The organism is Burkholderia theae, from assembly GCF_048565265.1.
GTDB lineage: Bacteria > Pseudomonadota > Gammaproteobacteria > Burkholderiales > Burkholderiaceae > Burkholderia > Burkholderia theae.
Map to the genome: position 1 here is coordinate 359,767 of NZ_CP183461.1, position 21,336 is coordinate 381,102.

34 protein-coding genes are annotated in these 21,336 nt (G+C 60.4%); 33 read left to right on the plus strand and 1 reads right to left on the minus strand.

Annotation, left to right across the window (positions count from 1 at the left end; all coding sequences use genetic code 11):
• The first annotated feature begins 43 nt into the window (after window positions 1-43).
• From ACN22W_RS01685 to rpsG, 4 genes are all read left to right on the plus strand, one after another.
• A complete protein-coding gene (locus ACN22W_RS01685; protein ID WP_419684184.1) occupies window positions 44-1,264 on the plus strand; it encodes an ISL3 family transposase in 1,221 nt (406 codons plus the stop codon).
• Between the two features lie 183 nt (window positions 1,265-1,447).
• Window positions 1,448-3,295, plus strand: a complete 1,848-nt coding sequence (gene recQ / locus ACN22W_RS01690) for a DNA helicase RecQ (protein WP_129513517.1) — start codon at window positions 1,448-1,450, stop codon at window positions 3,293-3,295.
• Window positions 3,296-3,522: 227 nt separating this feature from the next.
• Window positions 3,523-3,903 (plus strand): 30S ribosomal protein S12, encoded by a 381-nt coding sequence (gene rpsL / locus ACN22W_RS01695; RefSeq protein ID WP_006400662.1) that lies wholly within the window; start codon window positions 3,523-3,525, stop codon window positions 3,901-3,903.
• A gap of 172 nt (window positions 3,904-4,075) precedes the next feature.
• On the plus strand, window positions 4,076-4,546 hold the full coding sequence (gene rpsG / locus ACN22W_RS01700; protein ID WP_006477195.1) for a 30S ribosomal protein S7: 471 nt from the start codon (window positions 4,076-4,078) through the stop codon (window positions 4,544-4,546).
• On the opposite strand, the gene ACN22W_RS01705 is transcribed toward rpsG, so the two are convergent.
• On the minus strand, window positions 4,543-4,800 hold the full coding sequence (locus tag ACN22W_RS01705; RefSeq protein WP_240674427.1) for a hypothetical protein: 258 nt from the start codon (window positions 4,798-4,800) through the stop codon (window positions 4,543-4,545). The genes rpsG and ACN22W_RS01705 overlap by 4 nt on opposite strands.
• Here ACN22W_RS01705 and fusA point away from each other — a divergent pair.
• The 29 genes from fusA to rpsD all read left to right on the plus strand — a co-directional run bounded on the left by fusA (window position 4,687) and on the right by rpsD (window position 21,281).
• Window positions 4,687-6,771 carry an elongation factor G gene (gene fusA, locus ACN22W_RS01710; protein ID WP_240674415.1) on the plus strand — a complete coding sequence of 695 codons (2,085 nt, stop codon included), beginning with the start codon at window positions 4,687-4,689 and terminating at the stop codon, window positions 6,769-6,771. The genes ACN22W_RS01705 and fusA overlap by 114 nt on opposite strands.
• Before the next feature lie 39 nt (window positions 6,772-6,810).
• Window positions 6,811-8,001 carry an elongation factor Tu gene (gene tuf / locus ACN22W_RS01715; RefSeq protein WP_129513512.1) on the plus strand — a complete coding sequence of 397 codons (1,191 nt, stop codon included), beginning with the start codon at window positions 6,811-6,813 and terminating at the stop codon, window positions 7,999-8,001.
• A 285-nt stretch (window positions 8,002-8,286) separates the two neighbouring features.
• The gene (rpsJ, locus tag ACN22W_RS01720) at window positions 8,287-8,598 is read left to right on the plus strand and encodes a 30S ribosomal protein S10 (RefSeq protein WP_004199280.1); all 312 of its coding nucleotides are present in this window, start codon (window positions 8,287-8,289) and stop codon (window positions 8,596-8,598) included.
• 177 nt (window positions 8,599-8,775) lie between these two features.
• Window positions 8,776-9,426: a 50S ribosomal protein L3 gene (rplC, locus tag ACN22W_RS01725; protein ID WP_006482922.1), complete on the plus strand. Its 651-nt coding sequence runs from the start codon at window positions 8,776-8,778 to the stop codon at window positions 9,424-9,426.
• Window positions 9,426-10,046, plus strand: coding sequence for a 50S ribosomal protein L4 (gene rplD / locus ACN22W_RS01730; RefSeq protein ID WP_011350675.1), 621 nt, complete (start codon window positions 9,426-9,428; stop codon window positions 10,044-10,046). Before rplC ends, rplD begins: the two co-directional genes overlap by 1 nt.
• Window positions 10,043-10,357 (plus strand): 50S ribosomal protein L23, encoded by a 315-nt coding sequence (gene rplW / locus ACN22W_RS01735; RefSeq protein WP_004199275.1) that lies wholly within the window; start codon window positions 10,043-10,045, stop codon window positions 10,355-10,357. The genes rplD and rplW overlap by 4 nt, the downstream gene beginning before the upstream one ends.
• A 2-nt stretch (window positions 10,358-10,359) precedes the next feature.
• The gene (gene rplB, locus ACN22W_RS01740) at window positions 10,360-11,187 is read left to right on the plus strand and encodes a 50S ribosomal protein L2 (RefSeq protein ID WP_006482900.1); all 828 of its coding nucleotides are present in this window, start codon (window positions 10,360-10,362) and stop codon (window positions 11,185-11,187) included.
• 10 nt (window positions 11,188-11,197) lie between these two features.
• The gene (gene rpsS / locus ACN22W_RS01745; RefSeq protein ID WP_004199273.1) at window positions 11,198-11,473 is read left to right on the plus strand and encodes a 30S ribosomal protein S19; all 276 of its coding nucleotides are present in this window, start codon (window positions 11,198-11,200) and stop codon (window positions 11,471-11,473) included.
• Between the two features lie 12 nt (window positions 11,474-11,485).
• The gene (gene rplV / locus ACN22W_RS01750) at window positions 11,486-11,815 is read left to right on the plus strand and encodes a 50S ribosomal protein L22 (RefSeq protein ID WP_004199272.1); all 330 of its coding nucleotides are present in this window, start codon (window positions 11,486-11,488) and stop codon (window positions 11,813-11,815) included.
• An 11-nt stretch (window positions 11,816-11,826) separates the two neighbouring features.
• Window positions 11,827-12,627 carry a 30S ribosomal protein S3 gene (gene rpsC, locus ACN22W_RS01755; RefSeq protein ID WP_006482899.1) on the plus strand — a complete coding sequence of 267 codons (801 nt, stop codon included), beginning with the start codon at window positions 11,827-11,829 and terminating at the stop codon, window positions 12,625-12,627.
• A 2-nt stretch (window positions 12,628-12,629) separates the two neighbouring features.
• Window positions 12,630-13,046, plus strand: a complete 417-nt coding sequence (gene rplP / locus ACN22W_RS01760) for a 50S ribosomal protein L16 (RefSeq protein ID WP_006752927.1) — start codon at window positions 12,630-12,632, stop codon at window positions 13,044-13,046.
• 9 nt (window positions 13,047-13,055) lie between these two features.
• On the plus strand, window positions 13,056-13,250 hold the full coding sequence (gene rpmC / locus ACN22W_RS01765; protein ID WP_006400652.1) for a 50S ribosomal protein L29: 195 nt from the start codon (window positions 13,056-13,058) through the stop codon (window positions 13,248-13,250).
• The gene (gene rpsQ / locus ACN22W_RS01770; protein WP_047899582.1) at window positions 13,247-13,519 is read left to right on the plus strand and encodes a 30S ribosomal protein S17; all 273 of its coding nucleotides are present in this window, start codon (window positions 13,247-13,249) and stop codon (window positions 13,517-13,519) included. Before rpmC ends, rpsQ begins: the two co-directional genes overlap by 4 nt.
• Window positions 13,520-13,828: 309 nt before the next feature.
• Window positions 13,829-14,197: a 50S ribosomal protein L14 gene (gene rplN, locus ACN22W_RS01775; protein WP_006752929.1), complete on the plus strand. Its 369-nt coding sequence runs from the start codon at window positions 13,829-13,831 to the stop codon at window positions 14,195-14,197.
• A gap of 9 nt (window positions 14,198-14,206) precedes the next feature.
• The gene (rplX, locus tag ACN22W_RS01780) at window positions 14,207-14,515 is read left to right on the plus strand and encodes a 50S ribosomal protein L24 (protein WP_006477187.1); all 309 of its coding nucleotides are present in this window, start codon (window positions 14,207-14,209) and stop codon (window positions 14,513-14,515) included.
• 16 nt (window positions 14,516-14,531) lie between these two features.
• Window positions 14,532-15,071, plus strand: coding sequence for a 50S ribosomal protein L5 (gene rplE / locus ACN22W_RS01785; protein ID WP_006477186.1), 540 nt, complete (start codon window positions 14,532-14,534; stop codon window positions 15,069-15,071).
• 7 nt (window positions 15,072-15,078) lie between these two features.
• A complete protein-coding gene (gene rpsN / locus ACN22W_RS01790) occupies window positions 15,079-15,384 on the plus strand; it encodes a 30S ribosomal protein S14 (RefSeq protein WP_006482884.1) in 306 nt (101 codons plus the stop codon).
• Window positions 15,385-15,398: 14 nt separating this feature from the next.
• Entirely contained in the window at window positions 15,399-15,794 is a 396-nt protein-coding gene (gene rpsH, locus ACN22W_RS01795; RefSeq protein ID WP_009687199.1) for a 30S ribosomal protein S8, read from the plus strand.
• A gap of 18 nt (window positions 15,795-15,812) precedes the next feature.
• Complete coding sequence (gene rplF, locus ACN22W_RS01800) at window positions 15,813-16,343, plus strand: 50S ribosomal protein L6 (protein ID WP_006758786.1); 531 nt, start codon at window positions 15,813-15,815, stop codon at window positions 16,341-16,343.
• Window positions 16,344-16,355: 12 nt separating this feature from the next.
• Window positions 16,356-16,721: a 50S ribosomal protein L18 gene (rplR, locus tag ACN22W_RS01805; protein WP_006477183.1), complete on the plus strand. Its 366-nt coding sequence runs from the start codon at window positions 16,356-16,358 to the stop codon at window positions 16,719-16,721.
• A gap of 14 nt (window positions 16,722-16,735) precedes the next feature.
• Window positions 16,736-17,254 carry a 30S ribosomal protein S5 gene (gene rpsE, locus ACN22W_RS01810; RefSeq protein WP_006752931.1) on the plus strand — a complete coding sequence of 173 codons (519 nt, stop codon included), beginning with the start codon at window positions 16,736-16,738 and terminating at the stop codon, window positions 17,252-17,254.
• 15 nt (window positions 17,255-17,269) lie between these two features.
• Window positions 17,270-17,452 (plus strand): 50S ribosomal protein L30, encoded by a 183-nt coding sequence (gene rpmD / locus ACN22W_RS01815; protein ID WP_006400644.1) that lies wholly within the window; start codon window positions 17,270-17,272, stop codon window positions 17,450-17,452.
• Window positions 17,453-17,478: 26 nt separating this feature from the next.
• Window positions 17,479-17,913, plus strand: a complete 435-nt coding sequence (gene rplO / locus ACN22W_RS01820) for a 50S ribosomal protein L15 (protein WP_006477180.1) — start codon at window positions 17,479-17,481, stop codon at window positions 17,911-17,913.
• A 42-nt stretch (window positions 17,914-17,955) separates the two neighbouring features.
• Complete coding sequence (gene secY / locus ACN22W_RS01825) at window positions 17,956-19,305, plus strand: preprotein translocase subunit SecY (RefSeq protein WP_006482915.1); 1,350 nt, start codon at window positions 17,956-17,958, stop codon at window positions 19,303-19,305.
• An 8-nt stretch (window positions 19,306-19,313) separates the two neighbouring features.
• Window positions 19,314-19,532: a translation initiation factor IF-1 gene (gene infA / locus ACN22W_RS01830; RefSeq protein ID WP_004521905.1), complete on the plus strand. Its 219-nt coding sequence runs from the start codon at window positions 19,314-19,316 to the stop codon at window positions 19,530-19,532.
• A 20-nt stretch (window positions 19,533-19,552) separates the two neighbouring features.
• Window positions 19,553-19,669, plus strand: coding sequence for a 50S ribosomal protein L36 (gene rpmJ / locus ACN22W_RS01835; RefSeq protein ID WP_004199844.1), 117 nt, complete (start codon window positions 19,553-19,555; stop codon window positions 19,667-19,669).
• 38 nt (window positions 19,670-19,707) lie between these two features.
• Window positions 19,708-20,073, plus strand: a complete 366-nt coding sequence (gene rpsM, locus ACN22W_RS01840; protein WP_047899584.1) for a 30S ribosomal protein S13 — start codon at window positions 19,708-19,710, stop codon at window positions 20,071-20,073.
• A 28-nt stretch (window positions 20,074-20,101) separates the two neighbouring features.
• Window positions 20,102-20,503, plus strand: coding sequence for a 30S ribosomal protein S11 (rpsK, locus tag ACN22W_RS01845; RefSeq protein WP_004197937.1), 402 nt, complete (start codon window positions 20,102-20,104; stop codon window positions 20,501-20,503).
• A gap of 154 nt (window positions 20,504-20,657) precedes the next feature.
• On the plus strand, window positions 20,658-21,281 hold the full coding sequence (rpsD, locus tag ACN22W_RS01850; protein WP_129513518.1) for a 30S ribosomal protein S4: 624 nt from the start codon (window positions 20,658-20,660) through the stop codon (window positions 21,279-21,281).
• Window positions 21,282-21,336 lie beyond the last annotated feature (55 nt).

Sequence of the window (21,336 nt, forward strand, 5' to 3'; positions counted from 1 at the left end):
TGCATAATCTGACACATGATTTTAAGGATGTCGGAGGAAGCAATTGCTCGATCGAAAGGCACTTCAGGCGCTGGGCTGCTGGACCGGCTATCGGTTGGAACGGGTGGAATGGCCGCAAGGAGAAGAGCGCACGCTGTCGCTATATCTGAGGCCGGTCAGCAAGGTCATGTACTGCGAGCAATGCGGTGCACGCTGCCAGCAAATCCATGAGACGGTGGTTCGTCGAGTGCGCGATCTGCCGCTGTTCGAATATCGGGTGGTGCTGCACGTTCCCCGTCGCCGGGTCTGGTGCGAACACTGCGGCGGCCCGCGACTGGAGAAGCTGGCGTGGCTGGGCCGCTACCAGCGAGTGACGGAGCGGTTCGCCAAGGCTTGCGAGAAGTTGCTGCAAGCGGCCAGCGTACAAGCGGTGGCGGGCTTCTACGATCTGGGCTGGCACACGGTCAAATCGATCGACAAGATGCGCCTGCGAGCACGCGTGGCCGAGCCGGACTGGTCGACGATCCGCTATCTGGCGATGGACGAGTTCGCGCTGCACAAAGGCCATCGCTACGCCACGGTGGTGGTTGATCCGATCGGCCGGCAGGTGCTCTGGGTCGGGCCAGGACGTTCGCGCGAAACGGCGCGAGCCTTCTTCGAACAACTCCCTGAAGGCGTGGCCGAGCGTATCGAAGCAGTTGCGATCGACATGACCACGGCCTACGAGCTGGAGATCAAGGAACAGTGCCCGCAGGCGGAAATCGTCTTCGATCTGTACCACGTCGTGGCCAAGTACGGGCGCGAAGTGATCGACCGAGTTCGGGTGGATCAGGCCAACCAACTGCGAGATGACAAACCAGCGCGGAAGGTTCTGAAGTCCAGCCGCTGGCTGTTGCTGCGCAACCGCCATAACTTGAAACCAGAACAGGCGGTACACCTGAAGGAACTGCTGGCCGCCAATCAATCGCTGCTATGCGTCTATGTGCTGCGCGACGAACTCAAGCGGCTCTGGTTCTACCGAAAGCCAGCCTGGGCGGAAAAAGCCTGGGGGCAATGGTTCGAACAGGCCCAGCAAAGCGGGATTGCCGCCCTGCAAAAGTTCGCCCAGCGCTTGCAGGGGTATTGGCATGGAATCGTGACTCGCTGCCGCCATCCGCTCAATACCAGCGTTGTTGAAGGCATCAACAACACTATCAAGGTCATCAAGCGCAGGGCTTACGGGTACCGCGACGAGGAATACTTCTTCCTCAAGATCCGCGCCGCGTTCCCCGGAATTCCGCGATGAACCTTTTTTTATCCGTCGTTCACGTGCATGACGCGCCTGCGCAACGCTGGCTGCGGCCGCTGCAGGCGGGTCATGCACGCGAACGAACCCTGTCCGATTGGCCAACATTGCACGATTCGCCACGCGTCGTGCGAGCGGGTTGTTAAACTTGCGGTCATCGTTCTGCCGTCCTCGTTCTCATTCATGTCCCGCGCCCTCGAAATTCTCGACGAAGTTTTTGGTTATTCCGCATTTCGCGGCCAGCAGGGCGAGATCGTCGAACACGTCGCCAGCGGCGGCGATTGTCTCGTGCTGATGCCCACCGGCGGCGGCAAGTCGCTGTGCTACCAGATTCCGGCGCTGCTGCGCCGCGAGACCGGGCAGGGCGCCGGCATCGTCGTGTCGCCGCTGATCGCGCTGATGCAGGATCAGGTCGCCGCGCTGCGTGAAGTCGGCGTGCGCGCGGCGTACCTGAATTCGACGCTGTCGGGCGCCGAAGCCGCGGCGACCGAGCGCGCGCTGCGCGAAGGCGAGATCGACCTGCTGTACGTCGCGCCGGAACGGCTGATGACGGGGCGGTTCCTCGAGTTGCTCGAACGCGCGAAGATCGGCCTGTTCGCGATCGACGAAGCGCACTGCGTGTCGCAATGGGGGCACGATTTCCGCCCGGAATACATCCAGCTGTCGGTGCTGCACGAGCGATTCCCGTCGGTGCCGCGCATCGCGCTGACCGCCACGGCCGACGAGATCACGCGCGACGAGATCATCCATCGTCTCGCGCTCGACGACGCGCGCGTGTTCATATCGAGCTTCGATCGCCCGAACATCCGCTACCGGATCGTCGAAAAGGACAACGCGCGTTCGCAACTGCTCGACTTCATCCGCGCCGAACACACGAACGCCGACGGCACGACGGATGCAGGCGTCGTCTATTGCCTGTCGCGCCGCAAGGTCGAGGAAACGGCCGAGTGGCTGAAGGCGCAGGGCGTGCGCGCGCTGCCTTATCACGCGGGCATGGAGTTCGAGGTGCGGCAGAAGCACCAGGAAATGTTCCAGCGCGAGGAAGGTGTCGTGATGTGCGCGACGATCGCATTCGGCATGGGCATCGACAAACCCGACGTGCGCTTCGTCGCTCACCTGGACCTGCCGAAGAGCGTCGAAGGCTACTACCAGGAAACGGGCCGCGCGGGCCGCGACGGGATGCCGGCGAATGCGTGGATGGCGTATGGCCTCGGCGACGTCGTCCAGCAACGCAAGATGATCGAGGAGTCCGATGCGGACGACGCCCACAAGCGCGTTCAGACATCGAAGCTCGACGCGCTGCTCGGGCTGTGCGAGACGATCTCGTGCCGCCGCGTGCGGCTGCTGAACTACTTCGGCGAAGAGAGCCGGCCGTGCGGCAACTGCGATACGTGCCTCGAGCCGCCCGATTCGTGGGACGCAACGCGCGAGGCGCAGATGGCGCTGTCGTGCGTGTTCCGCGCGCAGCGCGCGAGCGGCTTCAATTTCGGCTCCAGCCATCTGATCGAGATCCTGCGCGGCGGGCGTACCGAGAAAGTGTTGCAGCGCGGCCACGACCAGCTCACGACGTTCGGGATCGGCGCGTCGCTGTCGGAACCCGAATGGCGCGCGATTTTCCGGCAGCTGGTCGCGTACGGCTACCTGGCCGTCGATCACGGCGGCTTCGGCGCGCTCGTGCTGACCGAGGCCGCGAAGCCCGTGCTGAAGAACGAGGAAAAGGTCACGCTGCGCCGCTACGTGAAGCCGCAACGCACGCGCCAGTCGTCGAGCCGCAGCGGCACGCGCGTCGATCCGACGGCCGGCATGGGCACGCGGGAGCGCGCACGGTGGGACGCGCTGCGCGCGTGGCGTGCGGAAACCGCGAAGACGGACGGCGTGCCGGCCTACGTGATCTTCCACGACGCGACGCTCGCGGAAATCGCGCGCAACGCGCCGGAGTCGATCGACGACCTGCGCCATATCCCCGGCATGGGCGTGCGCAAGCTCGAACGCTTCGGCGACGAGATCATCGACGTCGTCGAATCGGCCTGACACAGGTGTTCCGACCCTTCCGGTAAACCACGCGGCTGTCCGGTAAATCACGCAAGCCGTTGACTTGGTTGGTATTTCCGGAATATTATGCTGGGTTCCGGTATTCGGTGGGGCAGGTCGCGTTCCAAGGTTCGCGTCCGTTTCGCCGGCCCGGAAGTCAACTGTGCGTCGATTCTCGCTTTGCCCGAAATCGATGCGCGGATTTTGTTCAATTTCAGGAATAAACAATGCCAACCATCAACCAACTGGTTCGCAAAGGCCGTCAGTCGGAAACGACGAAGAGCAAGAGCCCGGCCTTGCAGGACTGCCCCCAGCGTCGCGGCGTGTGCACCCGTGTGTACACGACGACGCCGAAGAAGCCGAACTCGGCACTCCGTAAGGTCGCCAAGGTTCGTCTGACGAACGGCTTCGAAGTGATTTCGTACATCGGCGGTGAAGGCCACAACCTGCAGGAACACTCGGTTGTGCTGATCCGTGGCGGCCGTGTGAAGGACTTGCCGGGTGTGCGTTACCACATGGTTCGCGGCTCGCTGGATACCCAGGGTGTCAAGGATCGTAAGCAAGCGCGCTCGAAGTACGGCGCGAAGCGTGCAAAGGCTGCGAAGTAAGCAGTTTTTGATCAAGGATCGCCGTAGGGCGGTCGAGGCGGGAGTGCCGGATTGCCGGTGCTGTCGAGTAAGTGGTCACCCGGCCAAGCTGGTTAGTCTTGAAGATGTGATCGGGTTTGTTGGTGGCCGCGGGGCTGGATCCAGCTCCAACTGAACAAGTAAAGGAAGAATCATGCCGCGTCGTCGCGAAGTCCCCAAGCGGGAAGTGTTGCCGGATCCGAAGTTCGGCAACGTTGATGTAGCCAAGTTCATGAACATGCTGATGCTGTCCGGCAAGAAGTCGGTCGCAGAGCGCATCGTTTATGGCGCATTCGAACAGATCCAGACCAAGGGTGGCAAGGACCCGCTGGAAGTGTTCACGGTTGCGCTCAACAACGTGAAGCCGGTGGTCGAAGTGAAGAGCCGTCGCGTTGGTGGTGCCAACTATCAAGTTCCGGTCGAAGTGCGCCCGTCGCGTCGTATGGCATTGGCGATGCGCTGGCTGCGTGAGGCTGCGAAGAAGCGCAGCGAGAAGTCGATGGCTCTGCGCCTGGCAGGTGAACTCTCCGAAGCGGCCGAAGGCCGTGGCGGCGCGATGAAGAAGCGCGACGAAGTTCACCGCATGGCAGAAGCCAACCGCGCGTTCTCGCATTTCCGTTTCTAAGCGCCTGGCTGGGCTTTTTCGGAAATAAATTCCGGGCGGGTGCGCTTTTCAGGCGCCTCGCCCGTTTGTGTTGAAGCGCGATGCAGCAGGGCTGCGTCGCGCCATCCCAGTAGAGGATCAAAGTGGCTCGCAAGACTCCTATCGAGCGCTACCGCAATATCGGTATTAGCGCTCACATCGACGCCGGCAAAACGACGACGACCGAGCGCATTCTGTTTTACACCGGTGTGAACCACAAGATCGGTGAAGTCCACGACGGCGCAGCCACGATGGACTGGATGGAGCAGGAACAGGAGCGTGGCATCACGATCACGTCCGCTGCTACCACGGCCTTCTGGAAGGGCATGGGCGGCAACTATCCGGAACACCGCATCAACATCATCGACACCCCGGGCCACGTCGACTTCACGATCGAAGTGGAACGTTCGATGCGCGTGCTCGACGGCGCGTGCATGGTGTACTGCGCAGTGGGCGGCGTGCAGCCGCAGTCGGAAACGGTGTGGCGCCAGGCGAACAAGTACAAGGTGCCGCGTCTCGCGTTCGTCAACAAGATGGACCGTACCGGCGCGAACTTCTTCAAGGTCTATGACCAGCTCCGTCTGCGCCTGAAGGCAAACCCGGTTCCGGTCGTGGTGCCGATCGGCGCGGAAGAAGGCTTCAAGGGCGTCGTCGACCTGATCAAGATGAAGGCGATCATTTGGGACGAGGCGTCGCAAGGCACCAAGTTCGACTACGTGGACATCCCGGCGGAACTCGCCGACACGTGCAACGAATGGCGCGAAAAGATGGTCGAGGCGGCTGCAGAGTCGAACGAAGACCTGATGAACAAGTACCTGGAAGCAGGCGAGCTGTCGGAAGCCGAGATCGTGAAGGGTCTGCGTGACCGTACGATCGCGTGCGAAATCCAGCCGATGCTGTGCGGTACCGCGTTCAAGAACAAGGGCGTGCAGCGTATGCTCGACGCCGTGATCGATTTCCTGCCGTCGCCGGTCGATATTCCGCCGGTTACGGGCGAACTCGAAAACGGCGAGAAGACGGAGCGCCGTGCTGCCGACGACGAGAAGTTCGCGGCACTCGCGTTCAAGATCATGACCGACCCGTTCGTCGGCCAGCTGATCTTCTTCCGCGTCTACTCGGGCGTCGTCAATTCGGGTGACACGCTGCTCAATGCGACCAAGGACAAGAAGGAACGTCTCGGCCGTATTCTGCAGATGCACGCGAACCAGCGCGAAGAAATCAAGGAAGTTCGCGCAGGCGACATCGCTGCTGCGGTCGGCCTGAAGGAAGCGACCACGGGCGACACGCTGTGCGATCCGGCACATCCGATCGTGCTCGAGCGCATGATTTTCCCGGAGCCGGTGATTTCGCAGGCAGTCGAGCCGAAGACGAAGGCTGACCAGGAAAAGATGGGCCTGGCGCTCAACCGTCTTGCTCAGGAAGATCCGTCGTTCCGCGTGCAGACCGACGAAGAATCGGGTCAAACGATCATTTCGGGCATGGGCGAGCTCCACCTCGAAATTCTCGTCGACCGGATGAAGCGTGAATTCGGCGTGGAAGCGACCGTCGGCAAGCCGCAGGTGGCATACCGCGAAACCATTCGCAAGTCGGCCGCGGACGTCGAAGGCAAGTTCGTCAAGCAGTCGGGCGGCCGTGGTCAGTATGGTCACGCAGTCATTACGCTCGAGCGCAGCGAACTGGGCAAGGGCTACGAGTTCATCGACGCGATCAAGGGCGGCGTGATTCCGCGCGAATACATTCCGTCGGTTGACAAGGGTATCCAGGAAACGCTGAAGAGCGGCGTGCTGGCAGGCTTCCCGGTTGTCGACGTGAAGGTCACGCTGACGTTCGGTTCGTACCACGACGTCGACTCGAACGAAAATGCGTTCCGCATGGCCGGTTCGATGGCGTTCAAGGAAGCAATGCGCCGCGCTGATCCGGTTCTGCTCGAGCCGATGATGGCCGTGGAAGTGGAAACGCCGGAAGACTTCATGGGTAACGTGATGGGTGACCTGTCGGGTCGCCGCGGCATCATCCAGGGCATGGATGACATGGTTGGCGGCGGCAAGATCGTGCGCGCCGAAGTGCCGTTGTCGGAAATGTTCGGCTACTCCACGTCGCTGCGTTCGCTGACGCAAGGTCGCGCAACGTACACGATGGAGTTCAAGCACTACGCTGAAGCTCCGAAGAACGTTGCGGAAGCGATCATCAGCGCGAAGTCGAAGTAATTCGCTATCACAATCGATTATTTTTGAAAGAAGAGAATCATGGCAAAAGGTAAATTCGAGCGGACCAAGCCGCACGTGAACGTTGGTACGATTGGTCACGTTGACCACGGCAAGACGACGCTGACGGCAGCGATCACGACGGTGCTGACGAAGAAGTTCGGCGGCGAAGCGAAGGCATACGACCAGATCGACGCGGCACCGGAAGAAAAGGCGCGCGGCATCACGATCAACACGGCACACGTCGAGTACGAAACGGCTAACCGCCACTACGCACACGTCGACTGCCCGGGCCACGCTGACTATGTGAAGAACATGATCACGGGCGCGGCACAGATGGACGGCGCGATCCTGGTTTGCTCGGCAGCAGACGGCCCGATGCCGCAAACGCGTGAGCACATCCTGCTGGCGCGTCAGGTTGGCGTTCCGTACATCATCGTGTTCCTGAACAAGTGCGACATGGTGGACGACGCTGAACTGCTCGAGCTGGTCGAGATGGAAGTTCGCGAACTCCTGTCGAAGTACGACTTCCCGGGCGACGACACGCCGATCGTGAAGGGTTCGGCAAAGCTGGCGCTGGAAGGCGACACGGGCGAGCTGGGCGAAGTGGCGATCATGAGCCTGGCCGATGCGCTGGACACGTACATCCCGACGCCGGAGCGTGCAGTTGACGGCGCGTTCCTGATGCCGGTGGAAGACGTGTTCTCGATCTCGGGCCGTGGCACGGTGGTGACGGGTCGTATCGAGCGCGGCGTCGTGAAGGTCGGCGAAGAAATCGAAATCGTCGGTATCAAGCCGACGGTGAAGACGACCTGCACGGGCGTTGAAATGTTCCGCAAGCTGCTGGACCAAGGTCAAGCAGGCGACAACGTTGGTATCCTGCTGCGCGGCACGAAGCGTGAAGACGTGGAGCGTGGCCAGGTTCTGGCGAAGCCGGGTTCGATCACGCCGCACACGCACTTCACGGCTGAAGTGTACGTGCTGAGCAAGGACGAAGGCGGCCGTCACACGCCGTTCTTCAACAACTACCGTCCGCAGTTCTACTTCCGTACGACGGACGTGACGGGCTCGATCGAGCTGCCGAAGGACAAGGAAATGGTGATGCCGGGCGACAACGTGTCGATCACGGTGAAGCTGATTGCTCCGATCGCGATGGAAGAAGGTCTGCGCTTCGCAATCCGCGAAGGCGGCCGTACGGTCGGCGCCGGCGTCGTCGCCAAGGTCATCGAGTAATATCGACGATCCGCGGATCCCGATGGGGTCCGCGATTCCGCGGCATGCGGTCGTGCCGTCGAAACCGGGTGTCCAGCTTGCGCTGGCACCCGGTTTTGTTTTTCCGGCGCCTGTTGCGTGGATCGATAAACCCGCACCACCACTGCAGAATTTCGTGTAGAATCGCGGGCTTAGCAGTGGAAGTACTGTCCGGAACCTGATGCCTCGCTCCCCGCAGGCCTCACGTTTCACGTTCTTTTGGTGTTCGGCGATGCAACATCGCCTCGCTCTTTTCAAGGAATCGTCATGCAGCAACAAAAAATCCGCATTCGCCTGAAGGCTTTCGACTATCGTCTGATCGATCAATCGGCAGCCGAGATCGTCGATACCGCGAAGCGGACTGGCGCAATCGTCCGTGGCCCGGTGCCGCTGCCGACGCGCATTCAGCGTTTTGACATCCTGCGTTCGCCGCACGTCAACAAGACGTCGCGCGATCAGCTCGAAATCCGCACCCACCAGCGCCTGATGGACATCGTCGATCCGACCGACAAGACGGTTGACGCGCTGATGAAGCTCGATCTGCCGGCTGGCGTCGACGTGGAAATCAAGCTGCAGTAAGGCTTCCAGCGCCGATCGGCTCGCCGGGCGGCGCTAAGTCTTTGATTGCTTGCGGAAAACGAAGAATCGGGCTATACTGCTTGGCTTTTCGCGTATTCGCGTAAAAAAGTTGGGCCTTGCGTGCCCGGCATTTTGTAAATCAGCCCCGACCAATCGCAGTCGGGAATGGAGAAAATGATGAGCCTTGGACTCGTAGGTCGCAAGGTTGGCATGACCCGTATCTTCACGGCGGAAGGGGATTCGATTCCCGTCACCGTGCTGGACGTGTCGGACAACCGCGTGACGCAGATCAAGACTGTTGAAACCGACGGCTACACGGCCGTGCAGGTTGCATTCGGCTCCCGCCGCGCATCGCGCGTGACGAAGCCGCTGGCAGGTCATCTCGCCAAAGCCGGTGTCGAAGCCGGTGAAATCCTCAAGGAATTCCGCATTGACGCGGCCAAGGCAGCCGAGCTGTCGAATGGCGCCGTGGTCGGTGCAGATCTTTTCGAAGTGGGCCAGAAGGTCGACGTGCAAGGCGTGTCGATCGGTAAGGGCTACGCCGGTACGATCAAGCGTTACAACTTCTCCTCCGGCCGTGCCACGCACGGTAACTCGCGCTCGCACAACGTGCCGGGCTCGATCGGTATGGCGCAGGATCCGGGTCGCGTGTTCCCGGGTAAACGCATGACGGGTCACATGGGTGATGTGACGGTGACGGTGCAGAACCTCGAAATCGCTCGTATCGACGCAGAGCGCAAGCTGCTGCTCGTCAAGGGTGCGATTCCGGGCGCGAAGGGTGGCAAGGTTTTTGTCACGCCGGCCGTCAAGACCAAGGGGGCGAAATAATGGAACTCAAGCTCCTGAACGAAAATGGTCAGGAAGGTGCAGTGGTCAACGCATCGGACGTCGTGTTCGGTCGTGACTACAACGAAGCGCTGATCCACCAGGTCGTCGTCGCTTACCAGGCGAATGCTCGCCAGGGTAACCGCGCGCAGAAGGACCGCGAGCAGGTCAAGCACACCACCAAGAAGCCGTGGCGTCAGAAGGGTACGGGCCGCGCTCGTGCCGGTATGTCGTCGAGCCCGTTGTGGCGTGGCGGTGGTCGTATCTTCCCGAACTCGCCGGAAGAAAACTTCTCGCACAAGGTCAACAAGAAGATGCATCGCGCAGGTCTCTGCTCGATCTTCTCGCAGCTGGCCCGTGAAGGCCGTCTGTCGGTTGTCGAGGACATCATCCTCGAAGCGCCGAAGACCAAGCTGCTGGCCGAAAAATTCAAGACCATGGGTCTCGACTCCGTGCTGATCATTACCGACACGGTCGACGAAAACCTGTACCTGGCTTCGCGCAACCTGCCGCACGTGGCAATTGTCGAGCCGCGCTACGCTGACCCGCTGTCGCTGATCTACTTCAAGAAAGTCCTGGTCACGAAGGCTGCGGTCGCCCAGATCGAGGAGTTGCTGTCATGAGCGAGATTCGCAAGAACGATCATCGTTTGATGCAGGTCCTGCTCGCACCGGTGATCTCGGAAAAGGCGACGCTGGTTGCCGACAAGAACGAGCAAGTCGTGTTCGAAGTCGCGCCGGATGCCACGAAGCAGGAAGTGAAGGCGGCTGTCGAGCTGCTGTTCAAGGTTGAGGTTGACTCCGTCAACGTGCTGGTTCAGAAGGGCAAGCAGAAACGCTTTGGCCGTTCGATGGGCCGCCGCAAGGACGTGAAGAAGGCGTACGTTTGCCTGAAGCCCGGCCAGGAAATCAACTTTGAAGCGGAGGCCAAGTAATCATGGCAATCGTTAAAGTTAAGCCGACTTCGCCGGGTCGCCGCGCGATGGTCAAGGTGGTCAACAAGAATCTGCACCAGGGCAAGCCGTTCGCGGCACTGCTCGACTCGCAGAGCTCGACCGCCGGCCGTAACAACAACGGCCGCATCACCACGCGCCACAAGGGCGGTGGTCACAAGCAGCACTATCGTATCGTCGATTTCCGTCGCACGAAGGATGGCATCCCGGCAAAGGTCGAGCGTCTCGAGTACGACCCGAACCGTAGCGCGAACATCGCGCTGGTGCTCTACGCAGACGGCGAGCGTCGCTACATCATCGCCCCGAAGGGCCTGACCGTCGGCCAACAGCTGATGTCGGGTTCGGAAGCGCCGATCCGTGCAGGCAACACGCTGCCGATCCGCAACATTCCGGTCGGTACGACGATCCACTGCATCGAGATGCTGCCGGGCAAGGGCGCGCAAATGGCGCGTTCGGCTGGCACGTCGGCCATGCTGCTGGCACGTGAAGGCGTCTACGCGCAGGTTCGTCTGCGTTCGGGCGAAATCCGTCGCGTGCACATCGAGTGCCGTGCAACGATCGGTGAAGTCGGCAACGAAGAGCATAGCCTGCGCCAAATCGGCAAGGCTGGCGCGAACCGCTGGCGCGGTATCCGCCCGACGGTGCGTGGCGTTGCGATGAACCCGGTTGATCACCCGCACGGTGGTGGTGAGGGCAAGACGGCTGCAGGTCGCGACCCGGTGAGCCCGTGGGGTACGCCGGCTAAGGGTTATCGCACCCGCAGCAACAAGCGCACGACGACGATGATCGTCCAGCGCCGTCACAAGCGTTAAGGAGTAGGCAATGGCACGTTCTGTTAAAAAAGGTCCGTTCTGCGACGCCCATTTGCTGAAGAAAGTTGAGGCGGCTGCAGCTTCGCGCGACAAAAAGCCGATCAAGACCTGGTCGCGTCGCTCGACGATTCTGCCGGATTTCATCGGCCTGACGATCGCTGTTCACAACGGCCGTCAACACGTTCCGGTGTACATCTCGGAAAACATGGTCGGCCACAAGCTTGGCGAGTTCGCACTGACCCGTACGTTCAAGGGTCACGCAGCCGACAAGAAGGCCAAGAAATAAGGGGCAATCAAGATGGAAGTGAAAGCAATTCATCGCGGTGCCCGCATCTCGGCGCAAAAAACGCGCCTTGTGGCTGACCAGATCCGCGGTTTGCCGGTCGACAAGGCGCTGAACGTTCTGACGTTCTCGCCGAAGAAGGCGGCTGGCATCGTGAAGAAGGTTGTGCTGTCGGCAATCGCGAATGCGGAGCACAACGAAGGCGCCGATATCGACGAGCTCAAGATCAAGAGCATCTACGTCGATAAGGCTGCATCGCTCAAGCGTTTCACCGCGCGCGCCAAGGGCCGCGGTAACCGCATCGAGAAGCAATCCTGTCACATCACTGTGACGGTCGGGAATTAAGGAGCCATACGATGGGACAGAAAATTCATCCGACTGGCTTCCGCCTGGCTGTCAGCCGCAATTGGGCTTCGCGTTGGTACGCGAACAACAACAATTTCGCGGCGATGCTTCAGGAAGACATCGGTGTTCGTGAGTACCTGAAGAAGAAGCTGAAGAACGCTTCGGTCGGTCGGGTTGTCATCGAGCGTCCGGCAAAGAACGCGCGCATCACGATTTACAGCTCGCGTCCGGGCGTGGTCATCGGCAAGAAGGGCGAGGATATCGAACAGCTGAAGACGGAACTGCAACGCCGCATGGGCGTGCCGGTTCACGTCAACATCGAAGAGATCCGCAAGCCGGAAACCGATGCGCAACTGATCGCTGACTCGATCACGCAACAGCTCGAGCGCCGGATCATGTTCCGCCGCGCGATGAAGCGTGCGATGCAGAACGCGATGCGTCTGGGTGCCCAGGGCATCAAGATCATGAGCGCAGGCCGTCTGAACGGTATCGAAATCGCACGTACGGAGTGGTATCGCGAAGGTCGCGTTCCGCTTCACACGCTGCGTGCCGACATCGACTACGCGACTTCGGAAGCGAAGACGACCTACGGGATCATCGGCGTCAAGGTGTGGGTGTACAAGGGCGACACGCTCGGCCGCAACGACGCGCCGGTGGTGGAAGAAGTAGCCGAAGACAAGCGTCCGCGTCGCAATGCGCGCCCGGGCGATCGTCGTCCGCGCCGTGACGGCGAAGGCGGCGCTCCGGGTGCTCGTCGTGGCGCACCGCGCCGTGGCGCCGGCAAGCCCGAAGACGGCAAGACTGGAGAATAACGATGCTGCAACCGAAACGCAGGAAGTATCGCAAAGAGCAGAAGGGTCGTAACACCGGCAAGGCGACGCGCGGCAACGCAGTGTCGTTCGGTGATTTCGGCCTGAAGGCGATCGGTCGCGGCCGTTTGACCGCGCGTCAAATTGAAGCGGCGCGTCGTGCAATGACGCGTCACATCAAGCGTGGCGGCCGCATCTGGATCCGGATCTTCCCGGACAAGCCGATTTCGCAGAAGCCGGCCGAAGTGCGTATGGGTAACGGTAAGGGTAACCCTGAGTACTACGTCGCCGAGATTCAGCCGGGCAAGATGCTCTATGAAATGGACGGCGTCACCGAAGAACTGGCACGCGAAGCGTTCCGTCTGGCTGCAGCCAAGCTGCCGCTGAAGACGGCGTTCATCGTGCGCCAGCTCGGCGCCTAAGGAGAAAATATGAAGGCTTCCGAACTTCTCCAGAAAGACCAGGCCGCGCTCAACAAGGAGCTGGCGGACCTGCTGAAGGCGCAATTCGGCCTGCGCATGCAACTCGCGACCCAGCAGCTCACTAACACGAGCCAGCTGAAGAAGGTTCGTCGCGACATCGCACGTGTGCGGACCGTCATGACTCAGAAGGCGAACCAGAAATGAACGATAGCGTGAAAACCTCGCTGAAGCGGACGCTGGTCGGTCGGGTCGTCAGCAACAAGATGGACAAGACCGTCACCGTGCTGATCGAGCACCGCGTCAAGCACCCGATCTACGGCAAGTATGTCGTGCGTTCGAAGAAGTACCACGCGCACGATGAAGCGAACACCTGCAACGAAGGCGATCTCGTCGAAATCCAGGAAACTCGTCCTGTTTCGAAGACGAAGGCCTGGGCAGTGTCGCGCCTCGTCGAAGCAGCTCGCGTCATCTAAGCGGGCAGTGCAGTAGGCAGCAACAGGCACTTCTCCACGAAGTGCTTGAAATCGCAAAGTTTTTGCTTGCGTGACCAGGATTATTTGTTATAATCCTGGTCTTCCCTCTTTATGGGAGCCCCGTCGCGGGCGAAGTTGGTGGGGGAAGCGGACTGGCGCCAGCCTGTCTGAAAGATTCACCGAATTGCGATGGCGGGTTTCGTTTGCCGTCGCTGCTGTTCCAACCCAAGCAGCCGATTGGCTGACGGGACCAAGACTGACCGAATGCATCATGGTGGTGCATCCGGATTAAGTTGGGAAAGACAAACCATGATCCAGACCGAATCTCGGCTCGAAGTAGCCGACAACACGGGTGCACGTGAAGTCATGTGCATCAAGGTGCTCGGCGGCTCGAAGCGTCGTTATGCCGGCATTGGCGACATCATCAAGGTGACCGTCAAAGAGGCAACGCCGCGCGGGCGCGTGAAGAAAGGCGAAATTTACAATGCCGTGGTGGTTCGCACCGCCAAGGGCGTTCGCCGTCAAGACGGCTCGCTGATCAAGTTCGACGGCAACGCCGCTGTGCTTTTGAATAACAAGCTCGAGCCGATCGGCACCCGTATCTTCGGGCCGGTGACGCGTGAGCTGCGTAGCGAACGATTCATGAAGATCGTTTCGCTTGCGCCGGAAGTGCTGTAAGGAGTCGCGATGAACAAGATTCGCAAGGGTGACGAAGTGATCGTCGTCACCGGCAAGGACAAGGGCAAGCGCGGCGTCGTGCTGGCTGTCGGTGCTGAACATGTGACGGTTGAAGGTATCAACCTCGTCAAGAAGCATGTGAAGCCGAACCCGATGAAGGGTACGACGGGCGGCGTGGAAGCGAAGACGATGCCCCTGCATATTTCGAACGTCGCACTGGTCGACGCGAATGGCAAGGCGTCGCGTGTTGGCATCAAGGTCGAGGAAGGCAAGAAAGTTCGCTTCCTGAAGACGACCGGTGCCGTACTGAGCGCCTGACGCAGCGGAGTAAAAAATGGCTCGTTTTCAAGAGTTTTACAAAGAAAAGGTTGTGCCCGGCCTGATCGAGAAGTTCGGTTACAAGTCGGTCATGGAAGTGCCGCGCATCACCAAGATCACGCTGAACATGGGTCTTGGCGAAGCGATCGCTGACAAGAAGATCATCGAGAACGCCGTTGGCGACCTCACGAAGATCGCTGGTCAGAAGCCGGTCGTGACGAAGGCACGCAAGGCAATCGCAGGTTTCAAGATTCGTCAGGGCTACCCGATCGGCGCGATGGTGACGCTGCGCGGCCAGGCAATGTACGAATTCCTCGATCGCTTCGTGACCGTCGCCCTGCCCCGCGTGCGTGACTTCCGTGGTGTGTCGGGTCGTGCTTTCGATGGCCGTGGCAACTACAACATCGGTGTGAAAGAGCAGATCATTTTCCCCGAAATCGATTACGACAAGATCGACGCACTGCGTGGGCTGAACATCAGCATCACGACGACTGCGAAGACCGACGACGAAGCAAAGGCTCTGCTCGCCAGCTTCAAGTTCCCGTTCAGAAACTGAGGTTACCGTGGCTAAACTGGCACTGATCGAACGTGAAAAGAAGCGCGCCCGCCTGGTCGCGAAGTTCGCAGCAAAGCGCGAAGCGCTGAAGGCGATCGTCGAAGACCAAAGCAAGTCGGAAGAAGAGCGCTACGAAGCACGCCTGGAGCTGCAGCAACTGCCCCGCAACGCAAACCCGACCCGCCAGCGTAACCGCTGCGCGATCACGGGCCGTCCGCGTGGCACGTTCCGTAAATTCGGCCTCGCGCGTAACAAGATTCGTGAAATCGCATTCCGTGGCGAGATTCCTGGCCTGACCAAGGCGAGCTGGTAATAGGAGAAACGTAAATGAGCATGAGTGATCCTATCGCCGATATGCTGACTCGCATCCGCAACGCGCAGATGGTCGAGAAGGTATCGGTCGCGATGCCCTCGTCGAAGGTCAAGGTTGCAATCGCGCAAGTCCTGAAGGACGAAGGTTATATCGACGATTTCGCGGTGAAGAGCGAAGGCGCAAAGGCTGAACTGAATATCGCGCTGAAGTACTACGCTGGCCGTCCGGTCATCGAACGCCTCGAGCGCGTGTCGAAGCCTGGCCTGCGCGTCTACCGCGGCCGTAACGACATTCCGCAGGTCATGAATGGCCTCGGCGTGGCAATCGTGTCGACGCCCAAGGGCGTGATGACCGACCGCAAGGCGCGCGCTACCGGCGTCGGCGGCGAAGTCATCTGCTACGTCGCTTAAAGCCGAGGAGAGAGAAACATGTCTCGAGTAGGTAAGAGCCCGATCGCGCTGCAAGGCGCGGAAGTCAAGCTGGCCGACGGCGCAATCACCGTCAAGGGCCCGCTGGGCACCATCACGCAAGCGATCAATCCGCTCGTGAACGTGGCGAACAACGACGGCACGCTGAATCTGTCGCCGGTCGACGAAAGCCGCGAAGCAAATGCACTGTCGGGCACGATGCGCGCGATCATCGCGAATGCCGTGCACGGCGTGACCAAGGGTTTCGAGCGCAAGCTGACGCTGGTTGGCGTCGGTTACCGTGCACAAGCGCAAGGCGACAAGCTGAACCTGTCGCTGGGTTTCTCGCACCCGGTGGTGCACCAGATGCCGGAAGGCGTCAAGGCTGAAACCCCGACGCAAACCGAAATCGTGATCAAGGGGATCAACAAGCAACAAGTCGGTCAAGTGGCTGCGGAAGTCCGCGGTTACCGTCCGCCGGAGCCCTACAAGGGCAAGGGCGTGCGCTATTCCGACGAGGTTGTGATCCTCAAAGAAACGAAGAAGAAGTAAGGGTGCGCAATCATGGATAAGACTCAATCTCGCCTGCGCCGCGCTCGCCAGACGCGTATCAAGATCGCTGAGCTGCAGGTCGCGCGTCTCGCCGTGCATCGCACGAACACGCATATCTACGCTCAAGTGTTCTCGCCCTGCGGCACCAAGGTGCTCGCCAGTGCGTCGACGCTCGAGGCAGAAGTGCGCGCAGAGCTCGCCGACAAGTCGGGCAAGGGCGGCAACGTTAATGCTGCGACGCTGATCGGCAAGCGTATTGCCGAGAAGGCAAAGGCCGCCGGCATCGAATCCGTCGCCTTCGACCGCTCGGGCTTCCGCTACCATGGCCGCGTCAAGGCGCTGGCTGAGGCAGCTCGCGAAGCTGGGCTCAAGTTCTAAGGAAGGAATTCGTCATGGCAAAGATGCAAGCGAAAGTTCAGGCTGACGAACGCGACGACGGCCTTCGTGAAAAGATGATTTCGGTCAACCGCGTGACCAAGGTCGTGAAGGGTGGCCGTATTCTCGGCTTCGCCGCACTGACCGTGGTTGGCGACGGCGATGGCCGCATCGGCATGGGCAAGGGCAAGGCGAAGGAAGTGCCGGTCGCTGTCCAGAAGGCAATGGAACAAGCTCGCCGCAACATGTTCAAGGTGCCGCTCAAGAACGGCACGCTGCAGCACGAAGTGCACGGCAAGCACGGCGCTTCGGCCGTCCTCCTCGCTCCGGCGAAGGCAGGTACGGGCGTGATCGCCGGCGGCCCGATGCGCGCAGTGTTCGACGTGATGGGCGTTCAGAACGTTGTGGCGAAGAGCCACGGTTCGACGAACCCGTACAACCTCGTTCGCGCCACGCTGGACGGCCTGCGTAAGCAGTCCACCCCGGCAGACATCGCGGCGAAGCGCGGCAAGTCCGTCGAAGATATTTTGGGCTAAGCCCGGGTGGTCACCATGTCTGAAAAAACTGTCAAGGTTCAGCTCGTTAAGAGCCTGATCGGGACCCGCGAATCGCACCGCGCGACCGTGCGTGGCCTGGGCCTGCGCCGACTCAACTCGGTTAGCGAGCTGCAGGACACGCCGGCGGTCCGCGGCATGATCAACAAGGTCTCGTACCTCGTTAAGGTCATCGCGTAAGCGGCCCTACGGATCAAGGAGTTGATATGGAATTGAATAACCTGAAGCCGGCAGCTGGCGCCAAGCACGCCAAGCGTCGCGTCGGCCGTGGCATCGGTTCGGGCCTCGGCAAGACGGCTGGCCGTGGTCACAAGGGTCAGAAATCGCGTTCGGGCGGCTTCCACAAAGTCGGTTTCGAAGGCGGTCAGATGCCGCTGCAACGTCGTCTGCCGAAGCGCGGCTTCACGTCGCTGACGAAGGAATTCGTCGGTGAAGTGCGCCTGAGCGACCTCGAGAAGCTGCCGGTCGATGAGATCGATCTGCTCGCACTGAAGCAAGCCGGCCTGGTCGGCGAGCTGACGAAGAGCGCAAAGATCATCGCGACGGGCGAACTGAAGCGCAAGATCGTCGTGAAGGGTCTCGGTGCCACCAAGGGTGCGCGCGCTGCGATCGAAGCGGCTGGCGGTTCGTTCGCCGAGTGACACGCGTAGCGCGTCGTCACTTGCATTCATCGGAGAAGGTACTTGGCTAACAGCCCGAGTCTTGCAAAACCCGGTCGAAGCACGGCGAAATTCGGCGATCTGCGTCGGCGAGCGATGTTCCTGCTCCTGGCGCTGATCGTCTATCGCATCGGCGCGCACATTCCCGTGCCGGGCATCGATCCGGATCAACTGGCTAAGCTGTTCCAGAGCCAGGCGGGTGGCATCCTGGGCATGTTCAACATGTTCTCGGGTGGCGCACTTTCCCGCTTCACGATCTTTGCGCTGGGGATCATGCCGTATATTTCGGCGTCGATCATCATGCAGTTGCTGGCGATCGTCTCGCCGCAGCTCGAGGCGCTGAAGAAGGAAGGGCAGGCAGGGCAACGGAAGATCACGCAGTACACGCGGTATTTCACCGTGGTGCTCGCGACCTTCCAGGCATTCGGTATCGCGGCTGCGCTGGAAAACCAGCCGGGCCTCGTCACCGATCCCGGCATGCTGTTCCGACTGACGACGGTCGTGACGCTGGTTACTGGCACGATGTTCCTGATGTGGCTCGGCGAGCAGATTACCGAGCGTGGTCTGGGCAACGGTATCTCGATCATCATCTTCGGCGGGATCGCAGCAGGGTTCCCGAATGCCGTCGGTGGGTTGTTCGAGCTGGTGCGTACGGGTTCGATGAGCATCATTTCGGCGATCATCATCGTCGTTCTGATTGCCGCGGTGACTTACCTGGTCGTGTTCATCGAACGCGGTCAGCGCAAGATCCTCGTGAACTACGCGAAGCGCCAGGTCGGTAACAAGATCTACGGCGGGCAGTCGTCGCACCTGCCGCTGAAGCTGAACATGTCGGGCGTGATTCCGCCGATCTTCGCATCGTCGATCATCCTGTTCCCGGCAACGATTCTCGGCTGGTTCAGTACCGGTCAGCCGACGGGAAGCTGGATTTCCAATACGTTGCATAACGTTGCGGAAGCGCTGAAGCCGGGCCAGCCGGTCTATGTGCTGCTGTACACGCTGGCAATCGTGTTTTTCTGCTTCTTCTACACCGCACTGGTGTTCAACAGCAGGGAGACCGCAGACAACCTGAAGAAGAGCGGCGCGTTTGTTCCGGGCATTCGTCCGGGCGATCAGACCGCACGATATATCGACCGCATCCTCACGCGTCTGACGCTGGCCGGTGCGATCTACATCGTCTTCGTGTGTCTGCTGCCGGAATTCCTGGTGCTGCGCTGGAACGTGCCGTTTTATTTTGGTGGAACGTCGCTGCTGATCATTGTCGTCGTCACGATGGACTTTATGGCGCAGGTGCAGTCGTACGTTATGTCGCAACAGTATGAGTCACTGCTCAAGAAGGCGAACTTCAAGGGCGGCAACATCCCGATGCGTTAAATAGGACTATGGCCAAAGACGATGTAATCCAGATGCAGGGTGAGGTGATCGAAAACCTCCCGAATGCGACCTTCCGTGTGAAGCTGGAAAACGGCCATGTCGTATTGGGGCATATTTCCGGAAAGATGCGGATGCACTACATCCGCATCCTCCCGGGCGACAAGGTGACGGTTGAGTTGACGCCTTACGATCTGTCTCGTGCGCGGATCGTGTTCCGGGCGAAGTGATTTGAAAAAAGGGTATTATCATGAAAGTGATGGCATCGGTTAAGCGCATTTGCCGCAATTGCAAGATCATCAAGCGCAAAGGCGTCGTTCGCGTGATCTGCAGCTCGGATCCGCGCCACAAGCAGCGCCAAGGCTGACCGCGCGTTTGTTTGCGCTTTTTGTTTGAGGAAAAACAATGGCTCGTATCGCAGGGGTTAACATCCCGAATCACCAGCATACCGAGATTGGCCTGACGGCAATCTTCGGTGTCGGCCGCACGCGCTCGCGCAGCATCTGCGCGGCAGCTGGCGTGGAATTCTCGAAGAAGGTCAAGGACCTGACCGACGCAGATCTCGAAAAGCTGCGTGAAGAAGTGGGCAAGTTTGTCGTCGAAGGCGATCTGCGCCGTGAAGTGACGATGAACATCAAGCGCCTGATGGACCTCGGTTGCTACCGTGGCGTCCGTCATCGCAAGGGCCTGCCGATGCGCGGTCAGCGTACGCGTACGAACGCACGTACTCGCAAGGGTCCGCGTCGTGCAGCGCAAGCGCTGAAGAAGTAAGCGGAACTGACAGTTACAGGAAAACGTAATGGCTAAGGCTTCGAACACCGCGGCGCAACGCGTACGCAAGAAGGTTAAGAAGAACGTCGCTGAAGGCGTGGTTCACGTTCACGCGTCGTTCAACAACACGATCATCACGATCACCGATCGCCAAGGCAACGCACTGGCATGGGCGACGTCGGGCGGCCAGGGCTTCAAGGGCTCGCGCAAATCGACGCCGTTCGCTGCTCAGGTCGCAGCCGAGTCGGCAGGTCGCGTCGCGATGGAATACGGCGTGAAGAATCTGGAAGTGCGGATCAAGGGCCCGGGCCCGGGTCGCGAGTCGGCAGTGCGCGCACTGCACGGCCTCGGCATCAAGATCACCGCGATTTCGGACGTCACCCCGATTCCGCACAACGGCTGCCGCCCGCCGAAGCGTCGTCGTATCTAAGAATGTGCTGGCACGTTCGTGCTAGCGCATTGCCTGTCGCCGCGTAGCGTCGACGGGCTGTGCTTTTTTGATTGACTAAGCCCACCGTTCGCCCCAAAGGGAGCGGACTAGCGCGGATTTCGGTTCGCGTGACTGATTGATAAAGGAATGCAAAGTGGCACGTTATATCGGCCCCAAAGCCAAGCTGTCCCGCCGTGAAGGCACCGACCTGTTCCTGAAGAGCGCGCGCCGCTCGCTCGCCGACAAGTGCAAGCTCGACAGCAAGCCGGGTCAGCACGGCCGTACCTCGGGCGCTCGTACGTCCGACTACGGTACGCAGCTGCGCGAAAAGCAGAAGGTCAAGCGCATTTACGGCGTGCTGGAGCGTCAGTTCCGCCGCTACTTCGCCGAAGCCGACCGCCGCAAGGGCAACACGGGTGAAAACCTGCTGCAACTGCTCGAGTCGCGCCTCGACAACGTCGTGTATCGCATGGGCTTCGGCTCGACCCGCGCTGAAGCGCGTCAGCTGGTGAGCCACAAGTCGATCACCGTGAACGGCGTCGTCGCGAACGTCCCGTCGCAGCAAGTGAAGGCGGGTGACGTCGTCGCGATCCGCGAAAAGGCGAAGAAGCAAGCGCGTATCGTCGAATCGCTGTCGCTGGCCGAGCAAGGCGGCATGCCGAGCTGGGTTGCAGTCGATGCGAAGAAGTTCGAAGGCACGTTCAAGCAAATGCCGGAACGCGTTGACATCGCAGGCGACATCAACGAAAGCCTGATCGTCGAATTGTATTCGCGTTAATCCGATTGACGGCCGAGGTACCCCGATTGCGTTGCGCAAGGAGGGGCCTCGGCTG

Bases quoted from the DNA above. Each gene is read 5' to 3' on its own strand.
- recQ (WP_129513517.1), top strand. From the start codon at position 1,448: ATGTCCCGCGCCCTCGAAATTCTCGACGAAGTTTTTGGTTATTCCGCA.
- rpsL (WP_006400662.1), top strand. From the start codon at position 3,523: ATGCCAACCATCAACCAACTGGTTCGCAAAGGCCGTCAGTCGGAAACG.
- rpsG (WP_006477195.1), top strand. From the start codon at position 4,076: ATGCCGCGTCGTCGCGAAGTCCCCAAGCGGGAAGTGTTGCCGGATCCG.
- tuf (WP_129513512.1), top strand. From the start codon at position 6,811: ATGGCAAAAGGTAAATTCGAGCGGACCAAGCCGCACGTGAACGTTGGT.
- rpsJ (WP_004199280.1), top strand. From the start codon at position 8,287: ATGCAGCAACAAAAAATCCGCATTCGCCTGAAGGCTTTCGACTATCGT.
- rplC (WP_006482922.1), top strand. From the start codon at position 8,776: ATGAGCCTTGGACTCGTAGGTCGCAAGGTTGGCATGACCCGTATCTTC.
- rplD (WP_011350675.1), top strand. From the start codon at position 9,426: ATGGAACTCAAGCTCCTGAACGAAAATGGTCAGGAAGGTGCAGTGGTC.
- rplW (WP_004199275.1), top strand. From the start codon at position 10,043: ATGAGCGAGATTCGCAAGAACGATCATCGTTTGATGCAGGTCCTGCTC.
- rplB (WP_006482900.1), top strand. From the start codon at position 10,360: ATGGCAATCGTTAAAGTTAAGCCGACTTCGCCGGGTCGCCGCGCGATG.
- rpsS (WP_004199273.1), top strand. From the start codon at position 11,198: ATGGCACGTTCTGTTAAAAAAGGTCCGTTCTGCGACGCCCATTTGCTG.
- rplV (WP_004199272.1), top strand. From the start codon at position 11,486: ATGGAAGTGAAAGCAATTCATCGCGGTGCCCGCATCTCGGCGCAAAAA.
- rpsC (WP_006482899.1), top strand. From the start codon at position 11,827: ATGGGACAGAAAATTCATCCGACTGGCTTCCGCCTGGCTGTCAGCCGC.
- rplP (WP_006752927.1), top strand. From the start codon at position 12,630: ATGCTGCAACCGAAACGCAGGAAGTATCGCAAAGAGCAGAAGGGTCGT.
- rpmC (WP_006400652.1), top strand. From the start codon at position 13,056: ATGAAGGCTTCCGAACTTCTCCAGAAAGACCAGGCCGCGCTCAACAAG.
- rpsQ (WP_047899582.1), top strand. From the start codon at position 13,247: ATGAACGATAGCGTGAAAACCTCGCTGAAGCGGACGCTGGTCGGTCGG.
- rplN (WP_006752929.1), top strand. From the start codon at position 13,829: ATGATCCAGACCGAATCTCGGCTCGAAGTAGCCGACAACACGGGTGCA.
- rplX (WP_006477187.1), top strand. From the start codon at position 14,207: ATGAACAAGATTCGCAAGGGTGACGAAGTGATCGTCGTCACCGGCAAG.
- rplE (WP_006477186.1), top strand. From the start codon at position 14,532: ATGGCTCGTTTTCAAGAGTTTTACAAAGAAAAGGTTGTGCCCGGCCTG.
- rpsH (WP_009687199.1), top strand. From the start codon at position 15,399: ATGAGCATGAGTGATCCTATCGCCGATATGCTGACTCGCATCCGCAAC.
- rplF (WP_006758786.1), top strand. From the start codon at position 15,813: ATGTCTCGAGTAGGTAAGAGCCCGATCGCGCTGCAAGGCGCGGAAGTC.
- rplR (WP_006477183.1), top strand. From the start codon at position 16,356: ATGGATAAGACTCAATCTCGCCTGCGCCGCGCTCGCCAGACGCGTATC.
- rpsE (WP_006752931.1), top strand. From the start codon at position 16,736: ATGGCAAAGATGCAAGCGAAAGTTCAGGCTGACGAACGCGACGACGGC.
- rpmD (WP_006400644.1), top strand. From the start codon at position 17,270: ATGTCTGAAAAAACTGTCAAGGTTCAGCTCGTTAAGAGCCTGATCGGG.
- rplO (WP_006477180.1), top strand. From the start codon at position 17,479: ATGGAATTGAATAACCTGAAGCCGGCAGCTGGCGCCAAGCACGCCAAG.
- infA (WP_004521905.1), top strand. From the start codon at position 19,314: ATGGCCAAAGACGATGTAATCCAGATGCAGGGTGAGGTGATCGAAAAC.
- rpmJ (WP_004199844.1), top strand. From the start codon at position 19,553: ATGAAAGTGATGGCATCGGTTAAGCGCATTTGCCGCAATTGCAAGATC.
- rpsM (WP_047899584.1), top strand. From the start codon at position 19,708: ATGGCTCGTATCGCAGGGGTTAACATCCCGAATCACCAGCATACCGAG.
- rpsK (WP_004197937.1), top strand. From the start codon at position 20,102: ATGGCTAAGGCTTCGAACACCGCGGCGCAACGCGTACGCAAGAAGGTT.